23 protein-coding genes and 6 tRNA genes are annotated in these 25,225 nt (G+C 49.5%); 4 read left to right on the forward strand and 25 right to left on the reverse strand.

Going from position 1 to position 25,225, the window contains the following annotated elements; translation table 11 throughout:
- Positions 1-70 precede the first annotated feature (70 nt).
- Positions 71-147: transfer RNA gene (locus LPB67_RS09050), tRNA-Met, on the reverse strand.
- 241 nt (positions 148-388) lie between these two features.
- Here LPB67_RS09050 and LPB67_RS09055 point away from each other — a divergent pair.
- From LPB67_RS09055 to LPB67_RS09070, 4 genes are read left to right on the forward strand one after another with little or no spacing between them, the layout of a single operon-like run.
- Complete coding sequence (locus LPB67_RS09055; protein WP_262836799.1) at positions 389-955, forward strand: NUDIX hydrolase; 567 nt, start codon at positions 389-391, stop codon at positions 953-955.
- A gap of 45 nt (positions 956-1,000) precedes the next feature.
- On the forward strand, positions 1,001-2,206 hold the full coding sequence (locus tag LPB67_RS09060; RefSeq protein ID WP_262836800.1) for a YbfB/YjiJ family MFS transporter: 1,206 nt from the start codon (positions 1,001-1,003) through the stop codon (positions 2,204-2,206).
- Positions 2,203-2,922: a leucyl/phenylalanyl-tRNA--protein transferase gene (gene aat / locus LPB67_RS09065; protein WP_262836801.1), complete on the forward strand. Its 720-nt coding sequence runs from the start codon at positions 2,203-2,205 to the stop codon at positions 2,920-2,922. The genes LPB67_RS09060 and aat overlap by 4 nt, the downstream gene beginning before the upstream one ends.
- Complete coding sequence (locus LPB67_RS09070) at positions 2,919-3,641, forward strand: arginyltransferase (RefSeq protein ID WP_262836802.1); 723 nt, start codon at positions 2,919-2,921, stop codon at positions 3,639-3,641. The genes aat and LPB67_RS09070 overlap by 4 nt, the downstream gene beginning before the upstream one ends.
- 82 nt (positions 3,642-3,723) lie before the next feature.
- Here LPB67_RS09070 and nadC read toward each other — a convergent pair whose 3' ends face one another.
- From nadC to leuC, 24 genes are all read right to left on the reverse strand, one after another.
- Entirely contained in the window at positions 3,724-4,587 is an 864-nt protein-coding gene (nadC, locus tag LPB67_RS09075) for a carboxylating nicotinate-nucleotide diphosphorylase (RefSeq protein WP_262836803.1), read from the reverse strand.
- On the reverse strand, positions 4,584-5,723 hold the full coding sequence (gene nadA, locus LPB67_RS09080) for a quinolinate synthase NadA (RefSeq protein WP_262836804.1): 1,140 nt from the start codon (positions 5,721-5,723) through the stop codon (positions 4,584-4,586). The genes nadC and nadA overlap by 4 nt, the downstream gene beginning before the upstream one ends.
- Positions 5,724-5,816: 93 nt before the next feature.
- Positions 5,817-5,909 (reverse strand) — tRNA-Leu (locus LPB67_RS09085).
- Between the two features lie 68 nt (positions 5,910-5,977).
- Positions 5,978-6,051 (reverse strand) — tRNA-Cys (locus tag LPB67_RS09090).
- A gap of 127 nt (positions 6,052-6,178) precedes the next feature.
- Positions 6,179-6,254 (reverse strand) — tRNA-Gly (locus LPB67_RS09095).
- Positions 6,255-6,286: 32 nt separating this feature from the next.
- Positions 6,287-6,362 (reverse strand) — tRNA-Gly (locus tag LPB67_RS09100).
- A gap of 30 nt (positions 6,363-6,392) precedes the next feature.
- Positions 6,393-6,468 (reverse strand) — tRNA-Gly (locus LPB67_RS09105).
- 41 nt (positions 6,469-6,509) lie between these two features.
- Positions 6,510-7,094, reverse strand: coding sequence for a CDP-diacylglycerol--glycerol-3-phosphate 3-phosphatidyltransferase (gene pgsA / locus LPB67_RS09110; protein WP_262836805.1), 585 nt, complete (start codon positions 7,092-7,094; stop codon positions 6,510-6,512).
- A 50-nt stretch (positions 7,095-7,144) separates the two neighbouring features.
- Positions 7,145-9,022, reverse strand: a complete 1,878-nt coding sequence (gene uvrC, locus LPB67_RS09115; protein ID WP_262836806.1) for an excinuclease ABC subunit UvrC — start codon at positions 9,020-9,022, stop codon at positions 7,145-7,147.
- Entirely contained in the window at positions 9,015-9,419 is a 405-nt protein-coding gene (gene acpS / locus LPB67_RS09120) for a holo-ACP synthase (protein WP_262836807.1), read from the reverse strand. The genes uvrC and acpS overlap by 8 nt, the downstream gene beginning before the upstream one ends.
- A gap of 10 nt (positions 9,420-9,429) precedes the next feature.
- Complete coding sequence (gene pdxJ / locus LPB67_RS09125; RefSeq protein ID WP_262836808.1) at positions 9,430-10,188, reverse strand: pyridoxine 5'-phosphate synthase; 759 nt, start codon at positions 10,186-10,188, stop codon at positions 9,430-9,432.
- Positions 10,185-11,051: a DNA repair protein RecO gene (gene recO / locus LPB67_RS09130; protein WP_262836809.1), complete on the reverse strand. Its 867-nt coding sequence runs from the start codon at positions 11,049-11,051 to the stop codon at positions 10,185-10,187. Before recO ends, pdxJ begins: the two co-directional genes overlap by 4 nt.
- 7 nt (positions 11,052-11,058) lie before the next feature.
- The gene (era, locus tag LPB67_RS09135; protein ID WP_262836810.1) at positions 11,059-11,961 is read right to left on the reverse strand and encodes a GTPase Era; all 903 of its coding nucleotides are present in this window, start codon (positions 11,959-11,961) and stop codon (positions 11,059-11,061) included.
- Positions 11,958-12,833, reverse strand: coding sequence for a ribonuclease III (gene rnc / locus LPB67_RS09140; protein ID WP_262836811.1), 876 nt, complete (start codon positions 12,831-12,833; stop codon positions 11,958-11,960). Before rnc ends, era begins: the two co-directional genes overlap by 4 nt.
- Positions 12,834-12,844: 11 nt before the next feature.
- Entirely contained in the window at positions 12,845-13,240 is a 396-nt protein-coding gene (locus tag LPB67_RS09145; RefSeq protein ID WP_262836812.1) for a DUF4845 domain-containing protein, read from the reverse strand.
- 20 nt (positions 13,241-13,260) lie between these two features.
- The gene (gene lepB, locus LPB67_RS09150; RefSeq protein WP_262836813.1) at positions 13,261-14,172 is read right to left on the reverse strand and encodes a signal peptidase I; all 912 of its coding nucleotides are present in this window, start codon (positions 14,170-14,172) and stop codon (positions 13,261-13,263) included.
- On the reverse strand, positions 14,169-15,962 hold the full coding sequence (gene lepA / locus LPB67_RS09155) for a translation elongation factor 4 (RefSeq protein WP_262836814.1): 1,794 nt from the start codon (positions 15,960-15,962) through the stop codon (positions 14,169-14,171). The genes lepB and lepA overlap by 4 nt, the downstream gene beginning before the upstream one ends.
- Before the next feature lie 217 nt (positions 15,963-16,179).
- Positions 16,180-16,998, reverse strand: a complete 819-nt coding sequence (gene truA, locus LPB67_RS09160; protein WP_262836815.1) for a tRNA pseudouridine(38-40) synthase TruA — start codon at positions 16,996-16,998, stop codon at positions 16,180-16,182.
- Between the two features lie 80 nt (positions 16,999-17,078).
- Positions 17,079-19,892, reverse strand: coding sequence for a FimV/HubP family polar landmark protein (locus tag LPB67_RS09165; protein ID WP_262836816.1), 2,814 nt, complete (start codon positions 19,890-19,892; stop codon positions 17,079-17,081).
- A 276-nt stretch (positions 19,893-20,168) separates the two neighbouring features.
- Positions 20,169-21,296 carry an aspartate-semialdehyde dehydrogenase gene (gene asd / locus LPB67_RS09170; RefSeq protein ID WP_262836817.1) on the reverse strand — a complete coding sequence of 376 codons (1,128 nt, stop codon included), beginning with the start codon at positions 21,294-21,296 and terminating at the stop codon, positions 20,169-20,171.
- 67 nt (positions 21,297-21,363) lie between these two features.
- On the reverse strand, positions 21,364-22,434 hold the full coding sequence (gene leuB / locus LPB67_RS09175; RefSeq protein WP_262836818.1) for a 3-isopropylmalate dehydrogenase: 1,071 nt from the start codon (positions 22,432-22,434) through the stop codon (positions 21,364-21,366).
- Positions 22,435-22,450: 16 nt separating this feature from the next.
- Positions 22,451-23,098 carry a 3-isopropylmalate dehydratase small subunit gene (gene leuD / locus LPB67_RS09180; RefSeq protein ID WP_262836819.1) on the reverse strand — a complete coding sequence of 216 codons (648 nt, stop codon included), beginning with the start codon at positions 23,096-23,098 and terminating at the stop codon, positions 22,451-22,453.
- A 2-nt stretch (positions 23,099-23,100) separates the two neighbouring features.
- On the reverse strand, positions 23,101-23,223 hold the full coding sequence (locus LPB67_RS09185) for an entericidin A/B family lipoprotein (RefSeq protein ID WP_262836820.1): 123 nt from the start codon (positions 23,221-23,223) through the stop codon (positions 23,101-23,103).
- 21 nt (positions 23,224-23,244) lie between these two features.
- Positions 23,245-24,648: a 3-isopropylmalate dehydratase large subunit gene (gene leuC, locus LPB67_RS09190; RefSeq protein ID WP_262836821.1), complete on the reverse strand. Its 1,404-nt coding sequence runs from the start codon at positions 24,646-24,648 to the stop codon at positions 23,245-23,247.
- Positions 24,649-25,225 lie beyond the last annotated feature (577 nt).

Below are 25,225 nucleotides of genomic sequence, written 5' to 3' on the forward strand. Positions count from 1 at the left end.
CTCAAATCAAAGAATAATCATCAGGCTAATAAAAAAGCCACGTTAATACGTGGCTTTTTTATTGTAATTCTGGTTGCGGGGGCAGGATTTGAACCTACGACCTTCGGGTTATGAGCCCGACGAGCTGCCAGACTGCTCCACCCCGCGTCTGAGAAATAAGACTATATCCGACTTTGCTGCTTTGCGCAATGATTTTCTCAGATTTACCCGGATATCGTCGATGTTGCACGCGTGTACTCGTCATTTTCTGCGCATTTCCGGCAAGTCTGGATTTGGCCGCAAGCCGGCAAAAATTGCATCTTCGTTTGCAGTGATACACTTAGGTCTGAACTACATCCTATCCCATGTATTTTTTTGATTCCTTTGACCCAATTCCATTGTCCGTACCATGAAATTTTGCTCTGAATGTGCATCGCCTGTTGTGATCGAAATCCCTGCCGACGACACCCGTGAGCGTCATGTCTGTCCAAGCTGCGGCACCATTCATTACCAAAATCCGAAAATGGTGGTCGGCTCCATCCCTGTCTGGGACAAAGACGGCGAAGTTCAGATTCTGTTATGCAAACGCGCGATCGAACCGCGTTACGGTTACTGGACCTTGCCAGCCGGATTCATGGAAAACAATGAAACCACCAGCCAGGCCGCACAAAGAGAAACCATAGAAGAAGCCGGTGCCCATATCGCCCTGCATGAATTATTTTCCATCCTGAATGTACCGCACGTTCATCAAGTCCATTTATTCTATCGTGCTACTTTACTCGACACCGATTATCGGGCCGGCACCGAGAGTCTGGAGGTGCAGCTATTTACAGAAAAAGACATCCCCTGGGACGACATCGCCTTCCCTACCGTCAGCCATACCTTACAATTTTTCTTTAAAGATTTAGCCGCGGTCAAGCAAGGCGGCACATACAGCGTGCACGAGCACGACATTTTCAAGCCCCTGCGCAGCTAGCTCATGTTGGCTTGGTCAACCCAAACAGACGATGAGAAACATCCGATGAATCCACAAGCTGAACGCATTAAAGTATTGAGTGCAGGCATCTTCAGCTTGATTCTGGCGGTCGGCGTTGCCCGCTTCGCCTACACCCCCTTATTACCTATCATGCAGCAACAGGCTGGCCTCGGCATTGCTGCAGCAGGCTGGTTAGCTGCATTTAATTACGCGGGCTATCTGAGCGGTGCATTGATCGCTTCTCAGATTAGCGATTTACATTTAAAAGACCGCCTATACCGCATCGGCATGGTACTTGCCGTGCTCAGCACCATCATGATGGCTTTAAGCAGCAATCTTCTTGTCTGGATCATTTCCCGCTATATCGCCGGCCTATGCAGCGCTGCCGCGATGTTGCTTGGTACCGGACTCATATTGAACTGGCTGATCCGGCACAATCATCGCAGCGAATTAGGCATCCATTTTGCCGGCTTAGGTTTGGGCATAGCGGGTTGCGCGGCCACAGTTGCGCTGATGAGTCAGTCATTAGACTGGCGTGAGCAATGGCTGGTCTTTTCCGCGATAGGAAGTATCTTGCTGATACCCGCACTGCGCTGGCTGCCTGCGCCGGACAGCAGTAGCCTGACCACCAGCGGCAAAGCAATGCAAGATCAACCGCCCAGCGCCTTGTTTTTAAAAATTTTTATGGCGATGTATTTTTGTGCCGGCGTTGGTTATGTGGTCAGCGCGACTTTTATTGTGGCCATTGTCGATCGCTTGCCGGGACTATCCGGCAAAGGCACTTTAGTTTTTTTTGCAATCGGCATTGCCGCCGCACCCGCCTGCATTATCTGGGATCTGGTGGCACGCCGGACTGGTGATTTGAATGCCTTATTGCTGGCAGCCCTATTGCAAATTGCCGGCATCTTATTACCCGTCGCAATCGGCGGCCTGACCGCTGCCATCGTCGGCGCGCTGTTATTCGGCGGCACCTTCATCGGCATGGTAAGCCTGGTCCTGACCATGGCAGGCCGCTATTACCCAACCCGACCCGCCAAGATGATGGGTAAAATGACGATCTATTACGGTGTAGCGCAAATCATCGCCCCGGCGATCACGGCCTGGTTCGCGGCCCATCAAGGCGGCTATGCGTCAGGGCTGTATCTGGCAGCCGGCGCCATGACCGTCGGCGCCGGACTGCTCATTGCCTTGAAGACTTTAGAAAATCACGAACTTCGCCAACCGCTAAGCAATCGTCAGGTCGATCCATGATCCCATGGCTGGAGGCAAACACGCCTTTTCCCGATGTCGAAACGGCATTATTAGAAAAAGACGGCGCGGCGGGATTGCTGGCGGCGGGCGGCGATTTATCTGCGGAACGCTTGCTGGACGCCTATAGTCACGGGATTTTCCCCTGGTTCTCTGAAGGTCAGCCAATCTTATGGTGGTCGACCGATCCGCGCATGGTTTTAAAAATCGCGGATTTCAAATTATCGGATAGCTTGAAAAAGACCCTCAAAAAAACCGGCAAAGATCCTCGCTGGGAATGCCGTTTCGATAGCGCGTTTGAGCAAGTTATACGCGCCTGTGCCGCACCACGCCGCGATAGCGCGGGTACCTGGATATCGGATGAGATCGTGGCCGGCTACTGTACATTGCATACAGCGGGTTATGCGCACTCGTCTGAAGTCTGGTTCGATGGCGAACTGGTCGGCGGCGCGTATGGGGTGTGCATAGGCCGCATGTTTTATGGGGAATCAATGTTTGCCAAAGCCAGCGATGCGTCTAAAATCGCGCTCGCGCATCTGGTATTTTTCTTGCGTGAAAACGGTGTGGAAATGATAGACTGCCAGCAGCAGACCGCGCATCTGGCGTCCCTGGGCGCCAAGCCGATCAGCCGTAGCGCTTTCATCGCGCACTTGCAACAGGCGATCGACTTGCCGCCTATACTGAATTGGATGCCGATTACTTGGGTGAATAAGCAGTGACTCAGCTCAACGAATTACCATTTTCCAGCATACAGTTTTATGCGACTGCGCCCTATCCATGCAGCTATCTGGATGGCCTGCAGGCACGTTCGCAAGTGGCGACGCCTGCCCACCTGATCAATGCGGATACGTATTCAGAATTAATCAAAAACGGTTTTCGCCGTAGCGGTATTTTTATTTACCGACCGCATTGCGATACCTGCCAGGCATGTACGCCGGTACGGGTGAGAGTCAATGAATTCAAGGCCAACCGCAGTCAGCGCCGTGCGCAAGGCAGGCATGGCAATCTGGTCGCGCGCGTCGCCTCGCTCACGTATTCGCATGAACATTACGAACTGTATCACCGCTATCAGAATCAACGTCATGCCGGCGGCGGCATGGACCACGACAGTCGCGATCAATACGCGCAGTTTTTACTGCAAAGCCGTGTGAATACTCGTCTGGTCGAATTCCGCGATGAACAGGATATCCTGCGCATGGTCAGCATCATCGACATCCTCGGCGATGGCTTGTCCTCGGTGTATACCTTTTACGACCCTGACGAGTATGCAGCGTCGTATGGCACCTTTAACGTACTCTGGCAAATCAGGCAGTGCCGCGAACTGCGCCTGCCGTATTTGTATCTTGGTTACTGGATCGCTGCCAGCCCGAAGATGGCGTATAAGACCAACTTCAAACCGCTAGACGGACTATTGCAAGGGCATTGGCAAGCGCTTTAAATAGCAAACAATTCCATAATCAAATTCCACAACACCTATAAAGCTATTTTTCAAAAGAAAAATGAGAGAAGTACAGTAAAAATCAGATGATCCGCAGGGAATAATCGGTCGCTTTGATATCTTTGGTCAGACTGCCAATCGAAATACGATCGACTCCGGTCTCGGCAATTGCTCTGACTGAACTCTTGTTTACGCCACCCGAGGCTTCCAGCAAGGCACGGCCGGCATTCAAATCCACCGCGGCACGCATCATCTCGGTACTGAAATTATCCAGCAGGATAGACGCGGCGCCTGCGCGCAAAGCCGCCTGTAGCTGTTCCAGGCTCTCGACCTCTATCTGTATGCTGACATCGGCTTGCAAGGCGTGTGCCGCCTGCATTGCCGCCTCAATGCCGCCAGCCGCAGCAATATGATTCTCTTTGATAAGGATACCGTCATACAAAGCCAGACGCTGATTTTTACCACCCCCGACTCGTACTGCATATTTTTGTGCAAGACGCAAACCGGGTAAGGTTTTTCTCGTGTCGAGAATCGCGGCACTCGTGTCAGCGATCAAGTTCACGTACTGGCGCGTTGCCGTCGCTACGCCAGACAATAATTGCAAGAAGTTCAGTGCGCTGCGCTCGGCCGTCAGCAAAGCACGAGCCGGGGCTTCGATCTTGCATACCAGACTATTCGCCGCCATCAGCGCACCTTCTTCCCACATCCACTCGACTTTGATTCTGCCATCCAGCGCTGCCATCACCGCATCGAACCATGGCGCACCGCATAACACTGCTTCCTCGCGCACCAGCACCTGCGCCTGCACCAACTGCTCCTCCGGTACCAGCAAACCGGTAACATCACAGGCACCCACATCTTCCGCAATGGCATCTGCAATATTGCGCTCAAAAGCCGCTAATAAATCCGCATCAAATGGTGCGAAAACATTTTTTAAATTACTCATGCCGGACCTATGCCTGAAAACAGTTTTTGCTCTTTCGCCAGATCAGCGCCTGGACGTACATTCGCTTTTTTTGCCGCAGCAAAATCCAGCATGCGATCAATGCATCGTTTCGCTTTGACGCTCACCGAGGGATCGACTTTGATTTCATTATTCCCCTGTTCCAGCACCTGCAATAAATTGCGCAAACCATTCATCGCCATCCACGGGCAATGCGCACAACTCTTGCAGGTAGCGCTATTGCCGGCGGTTGGTGCCACGATAAATTTTTTACCGGGCGCTGCCATCTGCATCTTGTGCAAAATGCCGTTATCGGTCGCCACAATAAATTCTGTCGCATTCATGGTTTTAGCAGCATGAATCATTTGCGAAGTCGAGCCGACCATATCTGCCAACGCCACCACGGCAGCAGGAGATTCCGGATGCACTAGCACTTTGGCATTCGGATGCTCGGCTTTCAGCAGGTCCAGCTCTATGCCTTTAAACTCGTCGTGGACAAGGCACGAGCCCTGCCACAACAGCATGTCCGCTCCCGTTTGCTTCTGGATATAGGAACCCAGATGTTTATCCGGCGCCCATAGAATTTTTTTACCTTGCGCATGCAGATGCGCGACGATATCCAAGCCAATACTCGATGTCACCATCCAGTCGGCACGCGCCTTTACCGCAGCGCTGGTATTGGCATATACCACGACGGTGCGATCAGGATGGGCATCACAAAATGCAGTAAATTCCTCTGCCGGACAACCGAGATCGAGCGAGCAAGTTGCATCGAGATCCGGCATCAGTATGGTTTTTTCCGGGCTGAGAATTTTTGCCGTTTCGCCCATAAATTTAACCCCGGCAACGATCAGCGTTTTGGCAGCATGATCACGTCCGAAACGCGCCATCTCCAGAGAATCAGAAACACAGCCGCCCGTCTCTTCAGCCAAGTCCTGTAAATCCGCATCGACATAATAATGTGCGACCAATACCGCTTGCTTTTCATGCAGCAATTGCTTGATACGTGCCTTCAAGCCTTCCTTTTCCACCATACTCGGAGCGTCAGGGACACGCGCCCATGCAGCAGCAGTACAGCTAGTGCCGGAGTCCATTTGCGGACGTTCAAATTCAATGACTTTAGTTGCTTCCATATGCATTCTCAGCAAGATCAAAAACTTAGTGTAACAGCATAAAAAAACCCGCGCTCCTGTGACCAGAAGTGCGGGTTAAATATATTTTTTCATAGCAATTGGTGCCCGAGGCCGGAATTGAACCGGCACGCCCGCTATTAACGAAGCGGCGGATTTTAAGTCCGATGTGTCTACCAATTTCACCACTCGGGCACGCTACTTAAAGAACGGCGCTAATGCGCCACTCATCAAAGCCTATCAAACGCCGGAGGCGTTATAAATGGAGGCGGGAAGCGGAATCGAACCGCTCTAAACGGCTTTGCAGGCCGCTGCATAACCTCTTTGCTATCCCGCCAAAACTGCGATTTTAAAGTAAATCAATTTACCTTGCAGGCCAAACCAATTTTTTCACTTTAAAACTAAAACCCTTTTTCGGCTAACTCGCTGAATAAAAAAGGGAAGCCGGGCTTCCCTTCAAATTCTGGAGCGGGAGAAGAGTCTCGAACTCTCGACCTCAACCTTGGCAAGGTTGCGCTCTACCAACTGAGCTACTCCCGCATTCGAAACAAACTATATGCATAGAAAAAATCTGGAGCGGGAGAAGAGTCTCGAACTCTCGACCTCAACCTTGGCAAGGTTGCGCTCTACCAACTGAGCTACTCCCGCAGAATTTTTACTTACGTCGGCTATCATTAATGGAGCGGGAGAAGAGTCTCGAACTCTCGACCTCAACCTTGGCAAGGTTGCGCTCTACCAACTGAGCTACTCCCGCATCAATGACAGGCGCACATTATATATCAGCCAATTACTCTGTCAAGTCATTTTGTCCGTGGTCTCTTTGATCAAAGGCCAAGCGCGGCGCAAATAATAGAACATAGACCACACGGTCAGAACCGCTGCAATTAGCAGCAACCAAGCACCCCAATAAGCAGTATCAATAACGCCAAATAACATATCGTAATAAAGCAGCATCGGTATGGCGACCATTTGCGCCGTCGTTTTGATCTTGCCTAAAGAGCTCACTGCGACGGATTTTGACGCGCCGATTTGTGCCATCCATTCGCGCAATGCAGAGATCGTAATTTCACGGCCAATGATCACAAAGGCAATTACGGCATTGACTCTGTCCAGCTGCACCAGTACCAATAATGCTCCCGCAACCATCAATTTATCCGCAACCGGATCAAGGAATGCACCGAAGGCCGAAGTTTGGTTCCAGCGACGCGCCAGGAAGCCATCAAACCAGTCGGTGACGGCGGCGACGATGAACACCAGGGTTGACGCCAGACCCCGGTCAAAAGAACTTAGCCATGAATCAGGTAAATAAAACACGCCGACCACGAGCGGGATAAGTGCCACGCGCAACCAGGTAAGCAAGATGGGAATGTTAAAGGGCATGTGTGATTTGCGTAAGGTGTTTTACCTATTAATTTTTGTATTATATTGGCCTAACGCAATCGCTTGTAAATTTCTTCTGCCAATTGGCGGGAAATGCCTTCGACGCTAGCCAAATCTTCCACACTCGCATCGGCAACACCCTTGAGCCCGCCAAATCGCACCAGCAAACGCTGGCGACGCTTTGGCCCTACGCCTTCGATTTCTTCCAGTTGCGAGGTTTGCCTTGCTTTCGCCCGTTTGGCACGCATCCCGGTAATCGCAAAACGATGCGCTTCATCGCGGATTTGCGCGATCAGCATCAGAGCGGCAGATTCTTTGCCCAGTTCTTTTTCTGTTCTGCCATCGACGAAGACCAAGGTTTCCAAACCCACCTTGCGCCCCTCGCCTTTGGCGACACCGACAATTAAGCTGATATCAAGCGCCAGTTCAACGAAAACCTGACGCGCCATTTCGACCTGCCCTTTACCGCCGTCAATTAATACGACGTCCGGCATCACGCCATCGCCATTCGCGACTTTCTCGTAACGTCGCATCAGTACCTGACGCATCGCGGCGTAGTCGTCGCCCGGCGTAATGTCGTTGATATTGTAGCGACGGTATTCGCCGTTCTGCATCGCATGATGATGAAAGACGACACAGGAAGCTTGGGTCGCCTCACCTTGGGTATGACTGATATCGAAACATTCAATACGCAGGGTCTCGATGTCTTCGACTTCTAATTCAAGCACATTCACCAAAGCCCGGGTTCTGGCTTGCTGCGAACCCTGTTCAGACAACATACGAGCCAATGCCAATTGCGCGCCTTTGATCGCCATTTCCAGCCAGGCACGACGCTGCTCCTGCGGCTGAAACGACAAATGTATGCGATGTCCGCATTGTGCCGCCAGTGCCAACATCAAATCCGGGGCATTCAATTCAACATTTAAAATTAAAGTAGCAGGAATAAACTGATCAACATAATGCTGCGCTAAAAATGCCGACAGCACTTCCACCTCGATCGAGTCTTCCATCGCCAGTTGCGCATCATCGACATGCGTAGGAAAATAAGCCCGGTCGCCAAGATGCCGGCCGCCGCGCACCATCGCCAGGTTCACGCAAGCGCGTCCGCCTTCGACGATCACGGCAATGATGTCGATATCCGCATCGCCGGTTGTCTCCATGCTTTGCTGATGCAAGACTTTTGACAAAGCGGACATTTGATTGCGCACCGAGGCAGCTTGTTCAAATTTTAAATCTTGCGCGTAAGCCAGCATCTTTGCCTCCAGCGTTTGCATCACTTCGGATTGACGTCCGCGTAAGAATTTGGAGGCATTTTCCACGTCCGCCATATAGTCTTCATGCGAAATGATACCGACACAAGGTGCGCTACAGCGATGGATCTGATGCAGCAAACAGGGGCGTGTACGGTTCGCAAAAACACTGTCCTCACAACTGCGCAGCAAGAACACTTTCTGCAAAATCTGCATCGATTCCTTGACTGCCCACCCCGAAGGAAACGGTCCAAAATACTGATGTTTCTTATCGACTGCGCCACGGTAATAGGCCATGCGCGGCGATGTTTGATTCGTGATTTTTAGATACGGATAAGATTTATCGTCGCGAAACAAAATGTTGTAACGCGGACGCAATGTCTTGATCAGGTTATTTTCCAGGATCAAGGCTTCTGCTTCGCTGCGCGTTACTGTAGTTTCCAATCTGGCGATTTTCTCGACCATCATGGCAATGCGCGGACTGCTTAAGGTCTTTTGAAAATAGCTGGAGACGCGCTTTTTGAGGTCGCGCGCCTTACCCACGTACAGCACCTGGTCCTGTACGTCAAAATAGCGATAAACGCCGGGAAGATTGGGAAGTTTTGCAACAGTATCGAGCACAATACTACGTGTGTCGGCATGCGGAATTTCCGGCGATTGCGGCGTCTGATCAGACATGCTGGATATTTTTTTCGACGATCACGAAAGCAACAGCATAATCGGCTTCATCCGTAATCGAGACTCGCGCTGTTAATCCTTGTGCGTTCATCCATTCTGCCAATACCCCATTGGGCACTACCACAGGCTGACCGCCAGACGCATTCAGTATTTGTGCAGCCCGCCAGCTCATCGGCATACGCATGCCAAGGCCGATCGCTTTGGAAAACGCTTCTTTTGCGGCAAAACGAGTCGCCAAAAAGCGCAATCCCCGCACTTCTACTTTTGCTTTACGGGTGAGATATTTATTCAGCTCTTCAGGACCGAGAATTTTTTCGGCAAAGCGATCGCCATGTCTTAGCAATGCAGCTTCAACACGTGAAATTTGGAGAATATCGGTACCGATACCGTAAATCATTTTTACCCGATCAAAGAGGATGCAGCCTGGCCTGCGTCATGATCGCCTTCATGTCACTGACTGCCTTTTTCCAACCTACGAAAACTGCCTGCGCGACAATGGCATGTCCAATATTGAGTTCCGTGATGTCAGGGATCGCAGCAATTGCCTGGACATTGGTGTAATGCAAACCATGTCCTGCATTGACTTTGAGTCCTCGCTTAATACCCTCTAACGCACCCTGCCTGACACGTTGCAATTCAGCCGCTTGCTGCACTTCATCATGCGCATCCGCATAGCGACCGGTATGAATCTCGATGACCGTTGCGCCAGTTTCTGATGCAGCCTGAATCTGCTGCGCATCGGAATCTATAAATAAACTGACCCGTATATTTTTTTCGTGCAATTGGCGCACCGCAGCTTGCACTTGCGCAAAATATTTCACTACGTCCAGGCCGCCTTCTGTGGTCACCTCTGCACGGCGCTCTGGCACCAGGCACACGTCTTGTGGCTGAATCTTGCAAGCGAAATCTATCATTTCATTCGTGACAGCGGCTTCAAGATTCATACGTGTGATTAAACGTGGGCGAATGCGCTCGACATCCGCATCTTTGATATGACGTCGATCCTCGCGCATGTGCAGGGTAATGCAATCTGCGCCCGCTTCTTCCGCCATTAATGCGGCATCTAAAGGATCTGGATAGTTCGTGCCTCGGGCATTGCGTAAGGTAGCGACATGATCGATGTTGATACCCAGATCAATCATTTGAGTTTGTTGATGTATGTTCATAGATTCTGCAAGTCGATCAGAATTTGACGCGTATTCAAAGACGCGCCATGTAAATGATGGGCCAGTAAAAACCGCATTAACATTTTACTTTGAGATTGGGTTACCGGGTCTTGATAGTCGCCGGCATGCATGTCCAATAAAGTTTTACCCTTTACCTTGGGACTGGTGTCAGCCGCACGCGCCGGCCTTGCGCCCCGCTCAGGATCGACAACATAATTTTCCCGGGGGAAAACCAATGTTTGAGTGAGGGTACAGCGAGTAAGGTCGCCGACCAAACCAGACTGCTGCAATAAAGTATGTTCAAACTTTCTCAACACGGTCAGCGCCGGTTCATTGTGCGCAAGCTGATTTAATGTTGCTACATATTGATCGAATAAATTTGCATGCGGTTCGTCGCGTACCAAAAATTTGACGAGCAATTCGTTCAGATAAAATCCGCATAGCAATGCAGATTTTTCTAAAGGCAGCATGCCGCCTACCCACTCCGCTGCACTCAGTGTCTTAATATCCGATTTTCCACTCCAGGCCATCGTTAAAGGTTGAAAGGTTTGCAAAATATTCCGCAATTGAGAATGCGGGCGTTTTGCGCCTTTTGCGACCAAGGCCAAACGTCCATAATCACGCGTGAACACATCGATGATCAGACTGGTTTCTTTGTACGGATATGAATGAAGGACGAAACCGGGCTGGCCAAAGATGCGGATATCTTTGATCGCAGGCTTAGCTGATCGCGTTGCCAGGTTCGTTTTTTTAACAGGGGACTTTGATGCCTTCAGAGCGAGGGGCGGACTCGCCGAGGATTCGATCACGCCCTCAAGCGGGATTACAACATCTATCTTCAGGTCGATCGCCTGGGCATTCATAGATGAGTTATTCGTAACCGTAAGCACGCAAACCAGCTTCGTTATCCGCCCATCCGGATTTCACTTTGACCCAGATTTCGAGATAGATCGGACCGCCAAATAGTTTTTCCATGTCTTGGCGTGATTGCGTGGAAATTTCTTTCAATCTTGCCCCCTTATTGCCGATGACCATTGATTTATGCGTATTTCTATCGACTAAAATTGCCACAAAAACCCGTCGCAAATTTCCTTCTTGTTCGAATTTTTCAATCACAACCGTACTGGTATAAGGCAGTTCATCGCCGACAAAACGGAATAATTTTTCTCTGACTATCTCCGTCGCCAAAAATTTTTCGCTGCGATCGGTAATATCATCTTCAGCAAAAATTGGTGGATTGAATGGCAAATATTTTTTTATTTCGCCTTCCAGATTCTCTAATTGAAAACGCAATGTTGCCGAAACGGGGACTACCGCAGCAAATGGATATAAAGCCATAATCTTTTGCGCGAAAGGCATCATGATCGCTTTATCTTTTACACGATCAGACTTATTAATCACCAGGATACAAGGTACGTTCTTAGGCAATAAATCGATGACTTGTTGGTCTGCGGCACCGAAAGTGCCGGCTTCAATGATAAACAGGATCACATCAGACGCGGTCAAGGTATTGGTGACGGTACGATTCAATGTCCGGTTTAAAGGATTCGAATGCCTGGTCTGGAATCCTGGCGTATCAACATATACGTACTGGGTATGATCCTTGGTCTGGATACCGGTAATCCGATGGCGCGTAGTCTGGGCCTTGCGAGAAGTGATGCTGACCTTGGCACCAATCAAGGTATTCATCAGCGTCGATTTGCCTACGTTCGGGCGACCGACAATGGCGATATAGCCGCAACGGAATTCTGTGTTATTCAATGGATCTGTCATGCGGTCTTTGGATGTTGAGTCGATACAGCGAGTTCGGCGGATGGTGCGCCCTGATCAGTTACCGTACCCGGCAAAGATTTTTGTGCGGCGACGCTAGATTTTTTTTCCTCATTCGCACTCTCGGATTGCACTGTGGCGATACCAGCCAGTTTTAATTGAGAGGTGCGTGGTTTGTTTTTCCGTGATGCGGGTGATTTAGCCAGCAAGCTGAGTGCGGTTTCCAACGCTAATTTTGCAGCGGCTTGCTCGCCAGCGCGGCGACTGCCTCCCGTACCAAAAACCTGAATTTCAAGTTTTGGCACCAGGCACTCAATCTCAAATTCCTGATTATGCGCAGCACCGTGGGTAGCGACAACGTTATATTGCGGTAATGCGATTTTTTTACTCTGCAAAAATTCCTGCAGTAAGGTTTTCGCATCTTTACCTAAAGTAGTAGGGTCGACGGTGCTCAACACGGGCGCATATAAGGATTGAATCACCTCACGCGTCGCGTCAAATCCTGCATCCAAAAAAATCGCCCCGAATAATGCTTCCAGGGTATCCGCCAAAATGGAAGGTCGCCGAAATCCACCGGATTTCAACTCGCCTTCGCCTAAACGCAGGAACTGCGATAATTCTATCCTTTGAGCAATTTCATAGAGCGATTGTTGCTTAACCAAATTAGCGCGCACCCTGGATAGATCACCCTCATCAATATTGGCGAAACGATCAAATAATAAAGAAGCGATAATGCAATTCAAAATCGAATCGCCTAAAAACTCCAAGCGCTCGTTATGCAAACCACTGTGACTACGATGCGTCAAAGCCTGTTGCAATAACGCCGTATTCCCAAACTGATGTCCCAGTCTTTTTTGCAATAATTGGTCGTTCATATCAGTTCTATTTATTCCTGCTTTTTAGCGGGGACGCCACTTTTTGCTGTTGTTCCTTCAAACTCGAGTAACAGGCTAGCAGGGCCGAAAAGAGGTATTTTTTTGGTATAGGCAAAACTGACATCCATACCGTCACCATTCTTCACAATCGAAAGATCTTTTCCTTTTATTGCATCAATGTAACCGACATCTGCCTGCTTATCAAAAGCGATCTGTATCTCACGTACAGTTGTACCAGCCTGCTTCGCTGAAGCAATCGCTTTCTTTATCGAGATATACTCAATAACATTGGGCGTCACCTTCATCCCCAGTACAGCAATCAATGCCAATACGCCTAAAGTAAGTATTAGTCCAATGAGCGAAATACCGGTTTGACGAGTAAATTTTGACTTATTAACACCTTGCATAATATGTGCGCTCCAATCGATTATTTAAAACTGCCAATTCTTTTTGGATGGCTAAAATTCATCCAGATCGCGAAAGCTTTACCAACTATATTCTGGTCAGGCACAAAACCCCAATAGCGACTATCCAAGCTATTATCCCGGTTGTCGCCCATCATAAAATACTGTCCCGTCGGTACTGTACAACTAAATCCTTCGTTGTCATACGTACACAACTCACGCAAGGGGAACTGGTGTGGATCACGCACAAAAGCCGGGGATTGCTCATCATTCAAGACACTATGCTGGACGCCAGTTAAATTTTCCTTAAATTGCTTTGAATAACTAAGCCGTTCTTCGTCCAGAAAATCAGGTAATGCCTCATAAGAAACATCTTTACCGTTAACCGATAGTCGCTTGTTTTTATAGACAATTTTATCACCTGGGACGCCAATCACACGTTTAATATAGTCCACAGCCGGGTTTTCCGGGTATTTAAATACCATGACATCACCACGCTGGGGATTGTTAATTTCTATAATTTTCTTGTTCAGGATCGGCAAGCGGATCCCATAAGTAAATTTATTAACCAAAATCAAATCCCCAACAAACAGGGTCGGCAACATAGAGCTGGATGGGATCTTAAATGGCTCATACAAGAAAGAGCGCAAAAAGAATACCAAAGCAATTACCGGGAAAAAGCTCCCCGAATACTCAATCCAGGTTGGCTGCTTAAGCATTCTGGACTCCAGCTCTGCACGTCCGCCCTCCTCGACCCGGATGCCTTCTGAAGTAAGCCGGGCTTTACGCGTATCAAATTCAGCGAGCGCCTGATCTGCTTTAAGGCGCCGCTGCTTACCCCACACGAACACATCCAAAAACCAAATAACACCAGTCAAGATCGTAAGTACGAAAAGAATCAGTGCAAAATTACCTAAAATCGATTGAAAACTCATTTATCATCCACTTGTAAAATTGCTAAAAATGCCTCTTGCGGGATTTCCACTGAACCAACTTGTTTCATACGTTTTTTACCTGCTTTTTGTTTTTCAAGCAGTTTACGCTTACGGCTGATATCGCCACCATAGCATTTTGCCAATACATTTTTTCGCAAAGCTTTCACGTTTTCACGAGAAATAATATTCGCGCCAATCGCCGCCTGGATCGCCACATCGAACATCTGCCTTGGGATCAATTCACGCATTTTGGCAGCCACCGCGCGGCCCCGGTATTGACTATTGGCACGATGGACAATGATCGCCAGGGCATCTACTTTTTCGCTATTAATCAACATATCGACTTTGACTACATCTGCAGCCCGGTATTCTTTAAACTCATAATCCATCGACGCATAACCGCGTGAAGTCGATTTCAAACGATCAAAAAAGTCGAGTACGATTTCAGCCATCGGCATTTCATAGGTCAATTTCACTTGTCGACCGTGATAATTCATATCAAGCTGCACGCCGCGCTTCGACGTACAAAGAGTGATGACCGCACCCACATACTCTTGTGGCATATACAGATTCACCGTCACGATAGGTTCGCGAATCTCTTCTATCCTGGACGGTTCCGGCATCTTGGATGGATTATCCACCATCAAAATACTGCCATCCCCCATCACGACTTCGTAAATGACGGTGGGTGCTGTCGTGATCAAGTCCATATCGAACTCGCGTTCGAGACGCTCCTGCACAATTTCCATATGCAACAAACCAAGGAACCCGCAACGGAAACCGAAGCCCAAAGCCTGCGATACCTCAGGCTCGTACATCAGCGCAGCATCGTTCAACTTCAGCTTTTCCAGAGAATCTCGCAAAGCATCGTACTGATTCGCCTCAACAGGAAATAAGCCAGCAAAAACTTGCGGCTGAACCTCTTTAAATCCTGGCAATGGCTCTTTGGCTGCCTTTCCGACGATGGTAATCGTATCCCCCACCTTGGCCGCTTTCAGTTCCTTGATGCCCGCAATCACAAAGCCTACCTGCCCAGCAGTCAGTTCTGTGCGAGACAGCGATTTCGGGGTAAAGACACCGACACTCTCCACTAAATGCTGCGCTTCCGTTGCCATGAACAAGATTTTGTCTTTAGGACGCAAGCTACCATTCACAATGCGCACCAACATCACGACACCGACATAATTATCGAACCAGGAATCGACGATCAAGGCTTGCAATGGCGCATCTGGGTCACCTGTCGGTGGCGGCACTTTTTTAATCAGAGATTCAAGCACATCTTGCACACCTAAACCTGTTTTAGCAGAGCAATGCACTGCGTCACCCGCTTCGATGCCAATCACTTCTTCAATCTCATTGATTGCATTTTCAGGGTCGGCAGAAGGTAAATCAATTTTATTTAACACCGGCACAACCTCTACACCCAATTCAATCGCGGTGTAGCAATTTGCGACCGTCTGCGCCTCAACACCTTGAGACGCATCAACGACTAACAAGGCACCTTCACAAGCCGATAGTGAACGACTTACTTCATAACTAAAGTCGACGTGACCGGGAGTATCGATCAGGTTTAAGTTATACACTTGGCCATCTAAAGATTTATAGTGTAAAGCAGCAGTTTGCGCCTTGATCGTAATCCCGCGCTCACGCTCGATGTCCATCGAGTCCAACACCTGCGCTTCCATTTCGCGGTCGGACAGCCCGCCGCACAGTTGGATAATGCGGTCAGCAAGTGTGGATTTACCGTGGTCAATATGGGCAATGATTGAAAAATTGCGAATGTTCTTCATTAGGGGGACAGGAGGCCTATTACGAAAAAGGCGCTCTTAGCCGGGGCAAAATTCCCTAGGCGAGCGCCTTAATATTGGGTTATGCAAAATGACATTTTACCGGATTTCGCCATGGAAAGCCCAAAAATCATGTTGCAACTGGTAAGTGCCGATAGCGATGAATTAAACTTATGGCATTTAAACAAAAGTAAAGAATTTACAAAATAGCGCGCGCAGCTTACACAAAGGGCGAAAAATGAAAATCGGCCTGTATTTTACGCTGTGGCAAATTCCATTTTTGATCATAGTCTATGCGCGCAAGATACAAACCGTCCGGCATAAAGGTTGGCGCTGACAAACTACGGTCCCGGCTGGCAATCAACTCCTCAATCCACCTGGGATCACGCTTCCCAGTACCAACAAAGATTAAGGCGCCAACAATATTACGAACCATATGATGCAAAAAAGCGTTCGCCCTCAAACTAAAAATAAACATTGACCCTTGCCGTTTTATCTGTACATCATACATGTGCTTAATCGGAGATTTGGCCTGACAAGCAGCGGCTCGAAAAACGGTAAAGTCATGTTCCCCGATCAAATAGGGTAAAGCTGTCTGCATCCTGCCGAGATCCAAAGACCGAAATACCCAGCCGGCCCGCTGCGACAACAGTGCCGACCTCACTGGATTGTTGTACAAGACATAATGATATGTTCTTGCATAGGCACTAAAGCGCGCGTGAAAATTATCGTGAGCATCCGGATCTACAAATGGAATTTCCGTGGCCCATTGAACAGAAATGGAATCGGGCAGAAATGCATTGACCCCGTTCACCCAGGAATACATGGAGCGATCTAGCTCGGTATCGAAATGCACAACTTGCTCAAGCGCATGGACTCCCGCATCTGTACGTCCGGCACATGCAGTAACGATCGCAGTCTGAGCAAAAGCAGAGAGCGCTTTTTCTAACTGGTCCTGCACAGTTTTCCCCGATGGCTGAGTTTGCCAGCCCTGCCAGTAACTACCATCATATTGCACACCAAGTACCAAGCGTTTCACTTCAGATCCATTTAATTAATCGTTAAAAGAAAAACGGGCGCAAGCAAAATGCTGCGCCCGTAAGATGCATCAATTCAGAATCAGGACAATTGCGCCAACATTTCTTTAGCCTTGGCAATTTGATCCGAGGTACCACCTTTAACTACTTCATCCAGCAATTCACGCGCTCCGTCTTTGTCACCGATTTCATGATAGGCGACAGCAAGATCAAGCTTGGTTGCCATTTCAGCATTGTAGGCGGGCGCTTCTTGATGATGCAAATTCGTTGCCTCAGATTTAGTTGCCTCTGGTTCCAAATTGAGGTCAATGCTAGACAAATCGAATTCGAAGGCAGCAGGTACTTCAGCCGCGATTGAATGGGTAACATGATGCTCACCTATCTCAGGCAGAGGTGCGTGTATCTCCGCTGGTGGCATTGCCGACTCAAAGGCGATAACATTCGGATCATTAGAGATGTTCTCAGATGCGTTGACATCGAGGTGATCAACATTCAATTGATTTTCGACATGAGCAGCAGGGGTAGCGCCTGGCACATGGTCAGGCAGCGCATCCGCAGTGTGTTCATCTCCACCCAAATCGAAATCAATGGATGCGAAGTCAACGATTTCCTCCGGAGCCGGTTCTTCGTGCTTGGAAACATTCGAATTAGCAAGCGCCTCAGGTATTTTAGGCACCTCTAATTCAGGAGCGGCATCCGATCCCGGAATGTTCAAATCAAAATCCAAAGCATCAATATCCGCATGCGTATCAACGATATTAAAGCTCATGTCTTCTTGATGCAAAGCAGGCGCTTTATCTTTCTCCGGACCCGAGGCGGTATCAATAATATTGATTGACTCCAGCATGTCGTGTGTCAAGGAGTTTGCCAGTAACGCATCCTGGTCGAGGTCTTCCAATGGCTGGGTTGCTGAGCCCATGACGCCAGTGGCAGAATCTGATTGCACTTTACCGCCGGCATACAAAGGATTTGTCGGATCCAGGGAAATACCCATAGAGGCGGCTTGAGCCCAGTCTTCTCCCTCGCCGCTGGTCATGCCGTACAACTCACCGGCTAAGCGCTCAAATGATTTAGCGTCTTTACGGGTGAAATAAATTTCCAATAACTTCACTCTGACGGCATGCCTGTCTGGTTGAGTACGCAAAGCTTCTTTCAGAATTTCTTCTGCTTGAGAATCACGCCCATAAGCGATGTACACGTCGGCTTCAGCAACCGGATCAACCTCATTCGCATCTAGCTGACTGGCAGAAGGGGCGAAATTGGAATTGAAGACACTATTATTGGTATCGACACTCTGACCGCCCGTAGAGCCAAACATCGAGTTTGCCTTCATACTGGAACCAGTCAAGATACTGTCCTCAAACTGTTGCAGCTTTTTCTTACGACGGCTGGAGAAAACACCGTAACCACCCAACAGGGCTAACAGCACGCCGGCACCAGGCAACAAGAACCCGCTATCCATGACACTATCAAAGAATCCCGGTTCGGGCGGTGGTGGTGGCGGCAATACTTTTTTCTTCGGCATCACTTTTACAGGCGGCGCAGAAGCTGCGCTGTCTATGCCGGCAGCGCTTGCCGCAACAGGTGCTGGACTTGGGGCCAATACTGGCGCAGAAGATGGTGCCGGTGTTGGAGCCGGCGCAGGGACAGAAACGGCGGTTGATTTAGCCGACGCGGAAGCTAATGTCGATTTGGCTGCCGCCTGCTTGTCGCTTAAGTCTTTGTTTTTAACTTCGAGAATTTTTTGTAAATTTTCGACGTTTTTCTCTAATTCTTTGACCCGGGCATTGGCATCTGCTATCGCCTTGTCTTTCGCAATCTTATCTTCATCGATGGCCTTGCCTGTTGCCGATTTCGCTGAAGCATTTGGCGCTGCTTTTGATAGTTTCAGCTTATCCAATGATTCATTGGTCGCGGTCGGCACCTCTTTAACTTTGGCTGTAATAACACCGCTTGCCGTTTGCTTTGTTGATGTTACTTTTTCTGCTGGTGCATTAGCGACCTGTCCAGCAAGCTTGTTTCTATAAGAACTAAAATCATTCGCATGCGCCATCACGACAGAATGTGCCTCTGAAGTACTGACCGTGGAGCGACTGGTCTCGCCATCGGGAACGGTCAGAATTTGCCCGCTTTTAAGGCGATTCATATTATTGCCAGCAAATGCTTGCGGATTGGCTTTATACAAGCTGACCAGCATCTGATCGAGGGAAACGCCCTCGGCCTTATAGCTACCGGCGATCTTACTCAAGGTATCGCCTGGCTTTACCTGATAATCACCTGCTGGTTTAGCTGGAGCAATAGCGTTGTTTTTTGTTGCCGACGCCTTACGCTCGACAGATGTCTGCTGCTGGGCTGGAGTTGTCAAAGGGCGCGTTTGAAGCGGCGCTTGCGTGGTCGTCGCTTGCGTCGACCCTGCAACAGTGACAGGGTTGGCGACTTGTGCGGACTGACTGTTTCTCAATTCTGCCGGATCGAGCAAGAAAGTGTATTCACGCAATAATTTGCCGTTACTCGAATTTAATTCAAGCAACATATCGACGAAAGGCTCATTCATCGCCTGATTTGAGCTGATGCGTATGACGTAGCCCGGTCCGCGTTGCTCAACGCTAAAACGCAATGACAACAAGGCAGGATTGAAATCAATACTCGCCTGGCGAAACGCATCCGACGATGCCAGTTTCGGCACCAGGGAACCGATCTCATCCTTATTCGGAGAAGTCAGCTCTATCTCTGCGCGCAACGGCTGTCCTAATGAAGACAGGACAGTCAATTTCCCCAGGCCGGTCGCATAAGCACTGGATAGCATGAACAAAGATGAAGCTACCGCTGCACCCAGCACTTTGGCTCCCAGAAAAGTGACTGGCGAGCGTTTATAGTTATGCATTTTATAGGACATATTTGGGTAATTTGGTCAATCCAGTTAGCGATAGCAATCTCATCAAATGATGATGGATGCATCATATTGTCGCAAGATAACATTACAGACTTAGCCGTGCAAGCTTAACTCGATTTACTACTATGGTAAATACATTAAGAGGTTAAACCATTTTCATTTAGTGTAAATCGTTGTTGCGGTTTGACAATCCGGAGAGAAGAGCGGTAAAAATCCCTCAAAATCAAAAAAAGGAGTGAAAACACTCCTTTTTATTTACCGATTTCCAAGCTGCAATGGCTATTCCGCCACCAGAAGACGCAGCATACGACGCAGGGGTTCTGCAGCTCCCCACAACAACTGATCGCCAACCGTGAAGGCAGACAAGTATTCACCGCCCATCTGCATTTTGCGCAAACGCCCCACTGGAATCGTCAAACTACCGGTCACAGCAGCCGGCGTCAAATCACGCATCGACGCTTCGCGCTCATTCGGCACGACCTTAACCCATTGGTTGTTTTGCGCGATGATGTCGTTAATCTCATCCAAAGGTACATCCTTTTTGAGCTTGATCGTCAAAGCCTGAGAGTGGCAACGCATCGCGCCAATGCGGATACATAAACCATCGACAGGAATTGCCTGAGAGCCAAAGGCTGCGCCCTTACCTAAAATCTTGTTGGTTTCCGCCCCGGCTTTCCACTCTTCTTTGGATACGCCATTACCCAAGTCCTTATCGATCCAGGGAATCAGGTTACCCGCCAGCGGCACGCCAAATTGCTTGGTTTCGTCAGCAGTAAATGCATGCTGCTTAGCCAGCACTTGACGATCGATTTCCAAAATTGCAGCTGATGGATTATCCAACAGCGCCTTCACTTCGGCGTTGATGCTGCCGAACTGCGTCAACAGTTCGCGCATGTGCTGCGCACCGCCGCCGGATGCGGCCTGATAAGTCATGGACGACATCCAGTCAACCAGATTATGTTGAAACAGACCGCCCAGTCCCATCAACATGCAGGATACCGTGCAATTACCGCCGATATAGTTTTTCACGCCACGACTCAATGCCGACTTGATCACATCCAGATTGACCGGATCCAGCACAATCACCGCGTTGTCATCCATACGCAATGTCGATGCTGCGTCTATCCAATAGCCATCCCAGCCGGATGCACGCAATTTCGGGAAAACTTCCGTCGTGTAGTCACCGCCTTGGCAGGTAATAATAATGTCGCACTTCTTCAGTGCATCAATATCATTTGCGTCTTTTAGTGTCTTTTCATTTTTTGCCATTGCAGGGGCCGTGCCGCCTGTATTGGATGTTGAAAAAAACACCGGTTCAATATGAGCGAAATCGCCCTCTTCCTGCATGCGTTGCATCAGGACTGAACCTACCATTCCACGCCAACCTACCAGACCAACTAGTTTCATCATCTTTCCCTAAAATTTGCAGGCAATCCCTGCTGATTTACACGCACATCAAACGCCAGCCAACTTTTTACTCCAATGCAGTGACCACCGCATTACCCATCTCAACAGTGCCGACTTTCGTGGTGCCGGCCTCATAAATATCGGGCGTCCTCAGACCTTGGGACAACACCTTCTTGACCGCGCTCTCAATGCGATCGGCCTGCTCGGCTTTGCCCAATGAAAAACGCAACATCATCGCCGCCGACAGGATCGTTGCCAATGGATTCGCCACGCCCTTGCCCGCAATATCCGGAGCCGAACCGTGCGAAGGCTCGTACAAGCCCTTGTTGTTGGCATCCAGCGAAGCCGAAGGCAACATGCCGATAGAGCCGGTCAGCATGGCCGCCGCATCTGACAGGATATCGCCGAACATATTACCGGTCACGATCACATCGAATTTTTTCGGTGCGCGCACCAATTGCATCGCAGCGTTATCGACGTACATATGATCCAGCGCGACATCGGGGTATTCTTTATGCACATCCGTCACAATGTCTTTCCAGAACTGGAAAGTCTCCAGCACATTCGCCTTGTCGACGCTGGTCAGGCGCTTGGAGCGCTTTTGCGCAGCCTGGAAAGCGACGTGGGCAATGCGGCGGATCTCACCTTCGGCATAACGCATGGTGTCAAAGCCCTCGCGCTGACCTTTGAAGGGGCCGTCCGGGCACTCTCTGACGCCGCGCGGCTGGCCAAAATATATATCGCCAGTCAGTTCACGGATGATCAGAATATCCAACCCGGAAACGACTTCAGGTTTCAAGGTCGAAGCACCTGCCAGTTCCGGGTACAAAATCGCCGGACGCAGATTCGCGAACAAATTCAAATTCTTACGCAAACCGAGAATCGCCTGCTCCGGACGCAACGCGCGTTCCAGGGTGTCGTACTTCCAATCACCGACGGAACCGAACAACACGGCATCGGCTTCCAATGCAAGTTTCAAGGTCGCGTCTGGCAGCGGGTGACCGCTGGCTTCATAGCCGGCACCACCGACTGGCGCCGTTTCCATTTCAAATGACTCGCCCAACACATTTAAAACTTTGACTGCCTGTTCGACAATCTCGGGGCCGATGCCGTCACCCGGCAAAATTGCTATTTTCATGTTTTACCAAATTCAATTAAATCGTGTTAGCCAGCCAGGGCTGAGTCGCGATATGACGCTCTTCAAATGCGCGGATCTTGTCTGCCTGACGCAAGGTCAGGGCAATATCATCCAAGCCATTGAGCAGGCAATACTTACGGAAAGCGTCAACCTCAAATGGGTAACTCACGCTGCCGCTCGCTGTCGTCACGATTTGTTTTTCTAAATCGACGATCAGACGAAAACCCGGAAAAGCTTTGACTTCGTTAAATAACTGATCGACTTGCTGTTCGTTCAACACGATAGGCAGCAGACCATTTTTAAAGCAGTTATTGAAGAAGATATCGGCAAAACTGGGGGCAATCACCGCGCGAAAACCGTATTGATCCAGGGCCCAGGGCGCATGCTCACGCGAAGAGCCGCAACCGAAATTTTTGCGTGTCAACAAAATCGACGCACCTTGATAACGTGTCTGATTCAAGACGAAATCGGGATTCAGCGGACGCTTGGTATTATCCATGCCCGGCTCGCCATGATCGAGATAACGCCATTCATCAAACAGATTAGGACCGAAGCCACTGCGTTGTATCGATTTTAAAAACTGCTTTGGGATGATCGCATCGGTATCCACATTTGCCCTATCCATAGGAGCAACGAGACCATCAAGAACTGTAAATTTTTCCATGATTATTTTTTGCCGGCGCCTTCCACCACTTCACCGGCTTTTTTAACGTCTTTGCCAATGCCTTGCACCGTGTTGCAAGCAGCCAGAACAAACACGCAGATAGTCAGAGTAAATAATTTTTTCATGGTAATCCCTTCGAATAAAAATTAGCGCAAGGCGCGGACATCGACAAAGTGACCTGCAATACCAGCCGCCGCAGCCATGGCCGGCGAGACCAAATGCGTGCGGCCGCCCTGGCCCTGACGACCTTCAAAATTGCGATTTGAAGTCGAGGCACAACGCTCGCCCGGCTCCAAACGATCGGCATTCATGGCTAGGCACATCGAGCAACCCGGCTCGCGCCATTCAAAACCGGCATCGCGGAAAATTTGATCCAGGCCTTCGCGCTCCGCCTGATCTTTGACCAGGCCGGACCCCGGCACAACCATCGCCAGTTTCACATTGGAAGCACGGAATTTACCGCGCACGATAGCGGCGGCGGCGCGTAAATCTTCAATCCGGGAATTGGTGCAGGAACCGATAAATACTTTGTCGATACGAATATCTTCAATCGCGGTATTCGGCTTCAACGCCATATAGATTAAGGCTTTTTCCATCGCATCACGCTTAACCGCGTCTTTTTCCTGATCCGGATCCGGTACCCGGCCATCTATCGCCACCACCATTTCAGGCGACGTACCCCAGGTGACTTGCGGCTTAATCTCGGTCGCGTTCAGCGTCACTACCATATCAAATTTTGCACCGGCATCGGTATGCAACGTATTCCAGTAGGCGACAGCCGTATCCCAATGCGGACCGGCAGGTGAGAATGGACGGCCTTTGACGTAATCGATGGTGGTCTGATCGACTGCGATCATGCCGGCACGTGCGCCCGCCTCAATCGCCATATTGCAGACGGTCATACGGCCTTCCATCGACAAACTGCGAATCGTCGAACCGGCAAATTCGATGGCATAACCGGTACCGCCGGCCGTGCCGATTTTACCGATCACTGCCAGCACGATGTCTTTTGCCGTCACGCCGGCAGGCATGGCGCCATCGATCTGGACCAGCATGGCTTTGGATTTTTTAGCGATCAGTGTTTGCGTGGCTAACACATGCTCAACTTCTGAAGTGCCTATGCCATGCGCCAGGCAGGCAAATGCGCCATGCGTCGAGGTATGCGAATCACCGCATACCACCGTCATACCGGGTAAGGTGGCTCCCTGCTCCGGGCCGATCACATGCACGATGCCTTGCCGCTTATCGTTCATGCCAAAATAAGTCAGACCGTATTGCTTGGCATTGGCATCCAGCGTTTCGACTTGCAAGCGGGATGTGGGGTCGTCGATACCATTGATGCGATTCGTGGTCGGCACATTGTGATCGGCAACTACCAGATTCGCCGATAAACGCCAAGGTTGACGACCGGCCAGCTTCAGTCCTTCAAAAGCCTGGGGACTGGTGACTTCGTGTAGCAGATGGCGGTCAATATATAAAATTGCCGTGCCGTCTTGATCCGCATGCACCACATGGGATTCCCACAATTTATCGTAAAGCGTTTTAAGCATGATCTGAAGCCTGAGGTATAAATTAAAAGCAATCAACTAACAGCGTAATGAACGAAAAACGTTGACCAAAAAGTATATGATCAACTGCGTCACGCACAGAGAGAGAATGCCGGACATAGATTCGTTTCAGTGAAATTTCAGCAAAATTTCAGCGAAAACAAAGAATCAAGCGTGATGAAGGATCGAATTTGAACAGCGCTGCCAGCTGGATATGCGGCGAAACCGATCAATCGTGCACCACGCAAGTGATTTCGTGGCCGTAAAGACCGAGCCCGAGAGACTCTTATGCAAGATTTGCGTTTGATTATGCCACAATTGTGCGTTGCAGAACCGTGCCGCGCATCAATTTAAGGCATACCGCTTCCAATATAAAAAGCTTGAATAGCGAATTCACGCAAAATTTTTATCGGAAAAATCAGAAGAATCGGAAAAATCCCCTGATTTTATTTGGCGCAGCGGTACGCCCTGCAATCAGTATCGCGTCGACGGCGAACGGGGAAATTACATATACTCAAGATGAGTATAAATTGAGACCGCAAGAAGGAGCAGCGGATTTAATGGTGTTTTCAAGCATACT

Origin of the sequence: Undibacterium sp. Jales W-56 (genome assembly GCF_025548535.1) — a bacterium.
In the GTDB taxonomy this organism is placed as follows: domain Bacteria; phylum Pseudomonadota; class Gammaproteobacteria; order Burkholderiales; family Burkholderiaceae_D; genus Undibacterium.

What these genes read in the sequence shown, in the direction of transcription:
- leuD (WP_262836819.1), bottom strand. Translation starts at nt 23,098, where the DNA reads ATGGAAAAATTTACAGTTCTTGATGGTCTCGTTGCTCCTATGGATAGG.
- recO (WP_262836809.1), bottom strand. Translation starts at nt 11,051, where the DNA reads ATGAATGCCCAGGCGATCGACCTGAAGATAGATGTTGTAATCCCGCTT.
- LPB67_RS09055 (WP_262836799.1), top strand. Translation starts at nt 389, where the DNA reads ATGAAATTTTGCTCTGAATGTGCATCGCCTGTTGTGATCGAAATCCCT.
- LPB67_RS09145 (WP_262836812.1), bottom strand. Translation starts at nt 13,240, where the DNA reads ATGCAAGGTGTTAATAAGTCAAAATTTACTCGTCAAACCGGTATTTCG.
- nadC (WP_262836803.1), bottom strand. Translation starts at nt 4,587, where the DNA reads ATGAGTAATTTAAAAAATGTTTTCGCACCATTTGATGCGGATTTATTA.
- rnc (WP_262836811.1), bottom strand. Translation starts at nt 12,833, where the DNA reads ATGAACGACCAATTATTGCAAAAAAGACTGGGACATCAGTTTGGGAAT.
- lepA (WP_262836814.1), bottom strand. Translation starts at nt 15,962, where the DNA reads ATGAAGAACATTCGCAATTTTTCAATCATTGCCCATATTGACCACGGT.
- nadA (WP_262836804.1), bottom strand. Translation starts at nt 5,723, where the DNA reads ATGCATATGGAAGCAACTAAAGTCATTGAATTTGAACGTCCGCAAATG.
- uvrC (WP_262836806.1), bottom strand. Translation starts at nt 9,022, where the DNA reads ATGTCTGATCAGACGCCGCAATCGCCGGAAATTCCGCATGCCGACACA.
- acpS (WP_262836807.1), bottom strand. Translation starts at nt 9,419, where the DNA reads ATGATTTACGGTATCGGTACCGATATTCTCCAAATTTCACGTGTTGAA.
- lepB (WP_262836813.1), bottom strand. Translation starts at nt 14,172, where the DNA reads ATGAGTTTTCAATCGATTTTAGGTAATTTTGCACTGATTCTTTTCGTA.
- pdxJ (WP_262836808.1), bottom strand. Translation starts at nt 10,188, where the DNA reads ATGAACATACATCAACAAACTCAAATGATTGATCTGGGTATCAACATC.
- LPB67_RS09185 (WP_262836820.1), bottom strand. Translation starts at nt 23,223, where the DNA reads ATGAAAAAATTATTTACTCTGACTATCTGCGTGTTTGTTCTGGCTGCT.
- leuB (WP_262836818.1), bottom strand. Translation starts at nt 22,434, where the DNA reads ATGAAAATAGCAATTTTGCCGGGTGACGGCATCGGCCCCGAGATTGTC.
- LPB67_RS09165 (WP_262836816.1), bottom strand. Translation starts at nt 19,892, where the DNA reads ATGTCCTATAAAATGCATAACTATAAACGCTCGCCAGTCACTTTTCTG.
- era (WP_262836810.1), bottom strand. Translation starts at nt 11,961, where the DNA reads ATGACAGATCCATTGAATAACACAGAATTCCGTTGCGGCTATATCGCC.
- pgsA (WP_262836805.1), bottom strand. Translation starts at nt 7,094, where the DNA reads ATGCCCTTTAACATTCCCATCTTGCTTACCTGGTTGCGCGTGGCACTT.
- leuC (WP_262836821.1), bottom strand. Translation starts at nt 24,648, where the DNA reads ATGCTTAAAACGCTTTACGATAAATTGTGGGAATCCCATGTGGTGCAT.
- aat (WP_262836801.1), top strand. Translation starts at nt 2,203, where the DNA reads ATGATCCCATGGCTGGAGGCAAACACGCCTTTTCCCGATGTCGAAACG.
- asd (WP_262836817.1), bottom strand. Translation starts at nt 21,296, where the DNA reads ATGAAACTAGTTGGTCTGGTAGGTTGGCGTGGAATGGTAGGTTCAGTC.
- LPB67_RS09060 (WP_262836800.1), top strand. Translation starts at nt 1,001, where the DNA reads ATGAATCCACAAGCTGAACGCATTAAAGTATTGAGTGCAGGCATCTTC.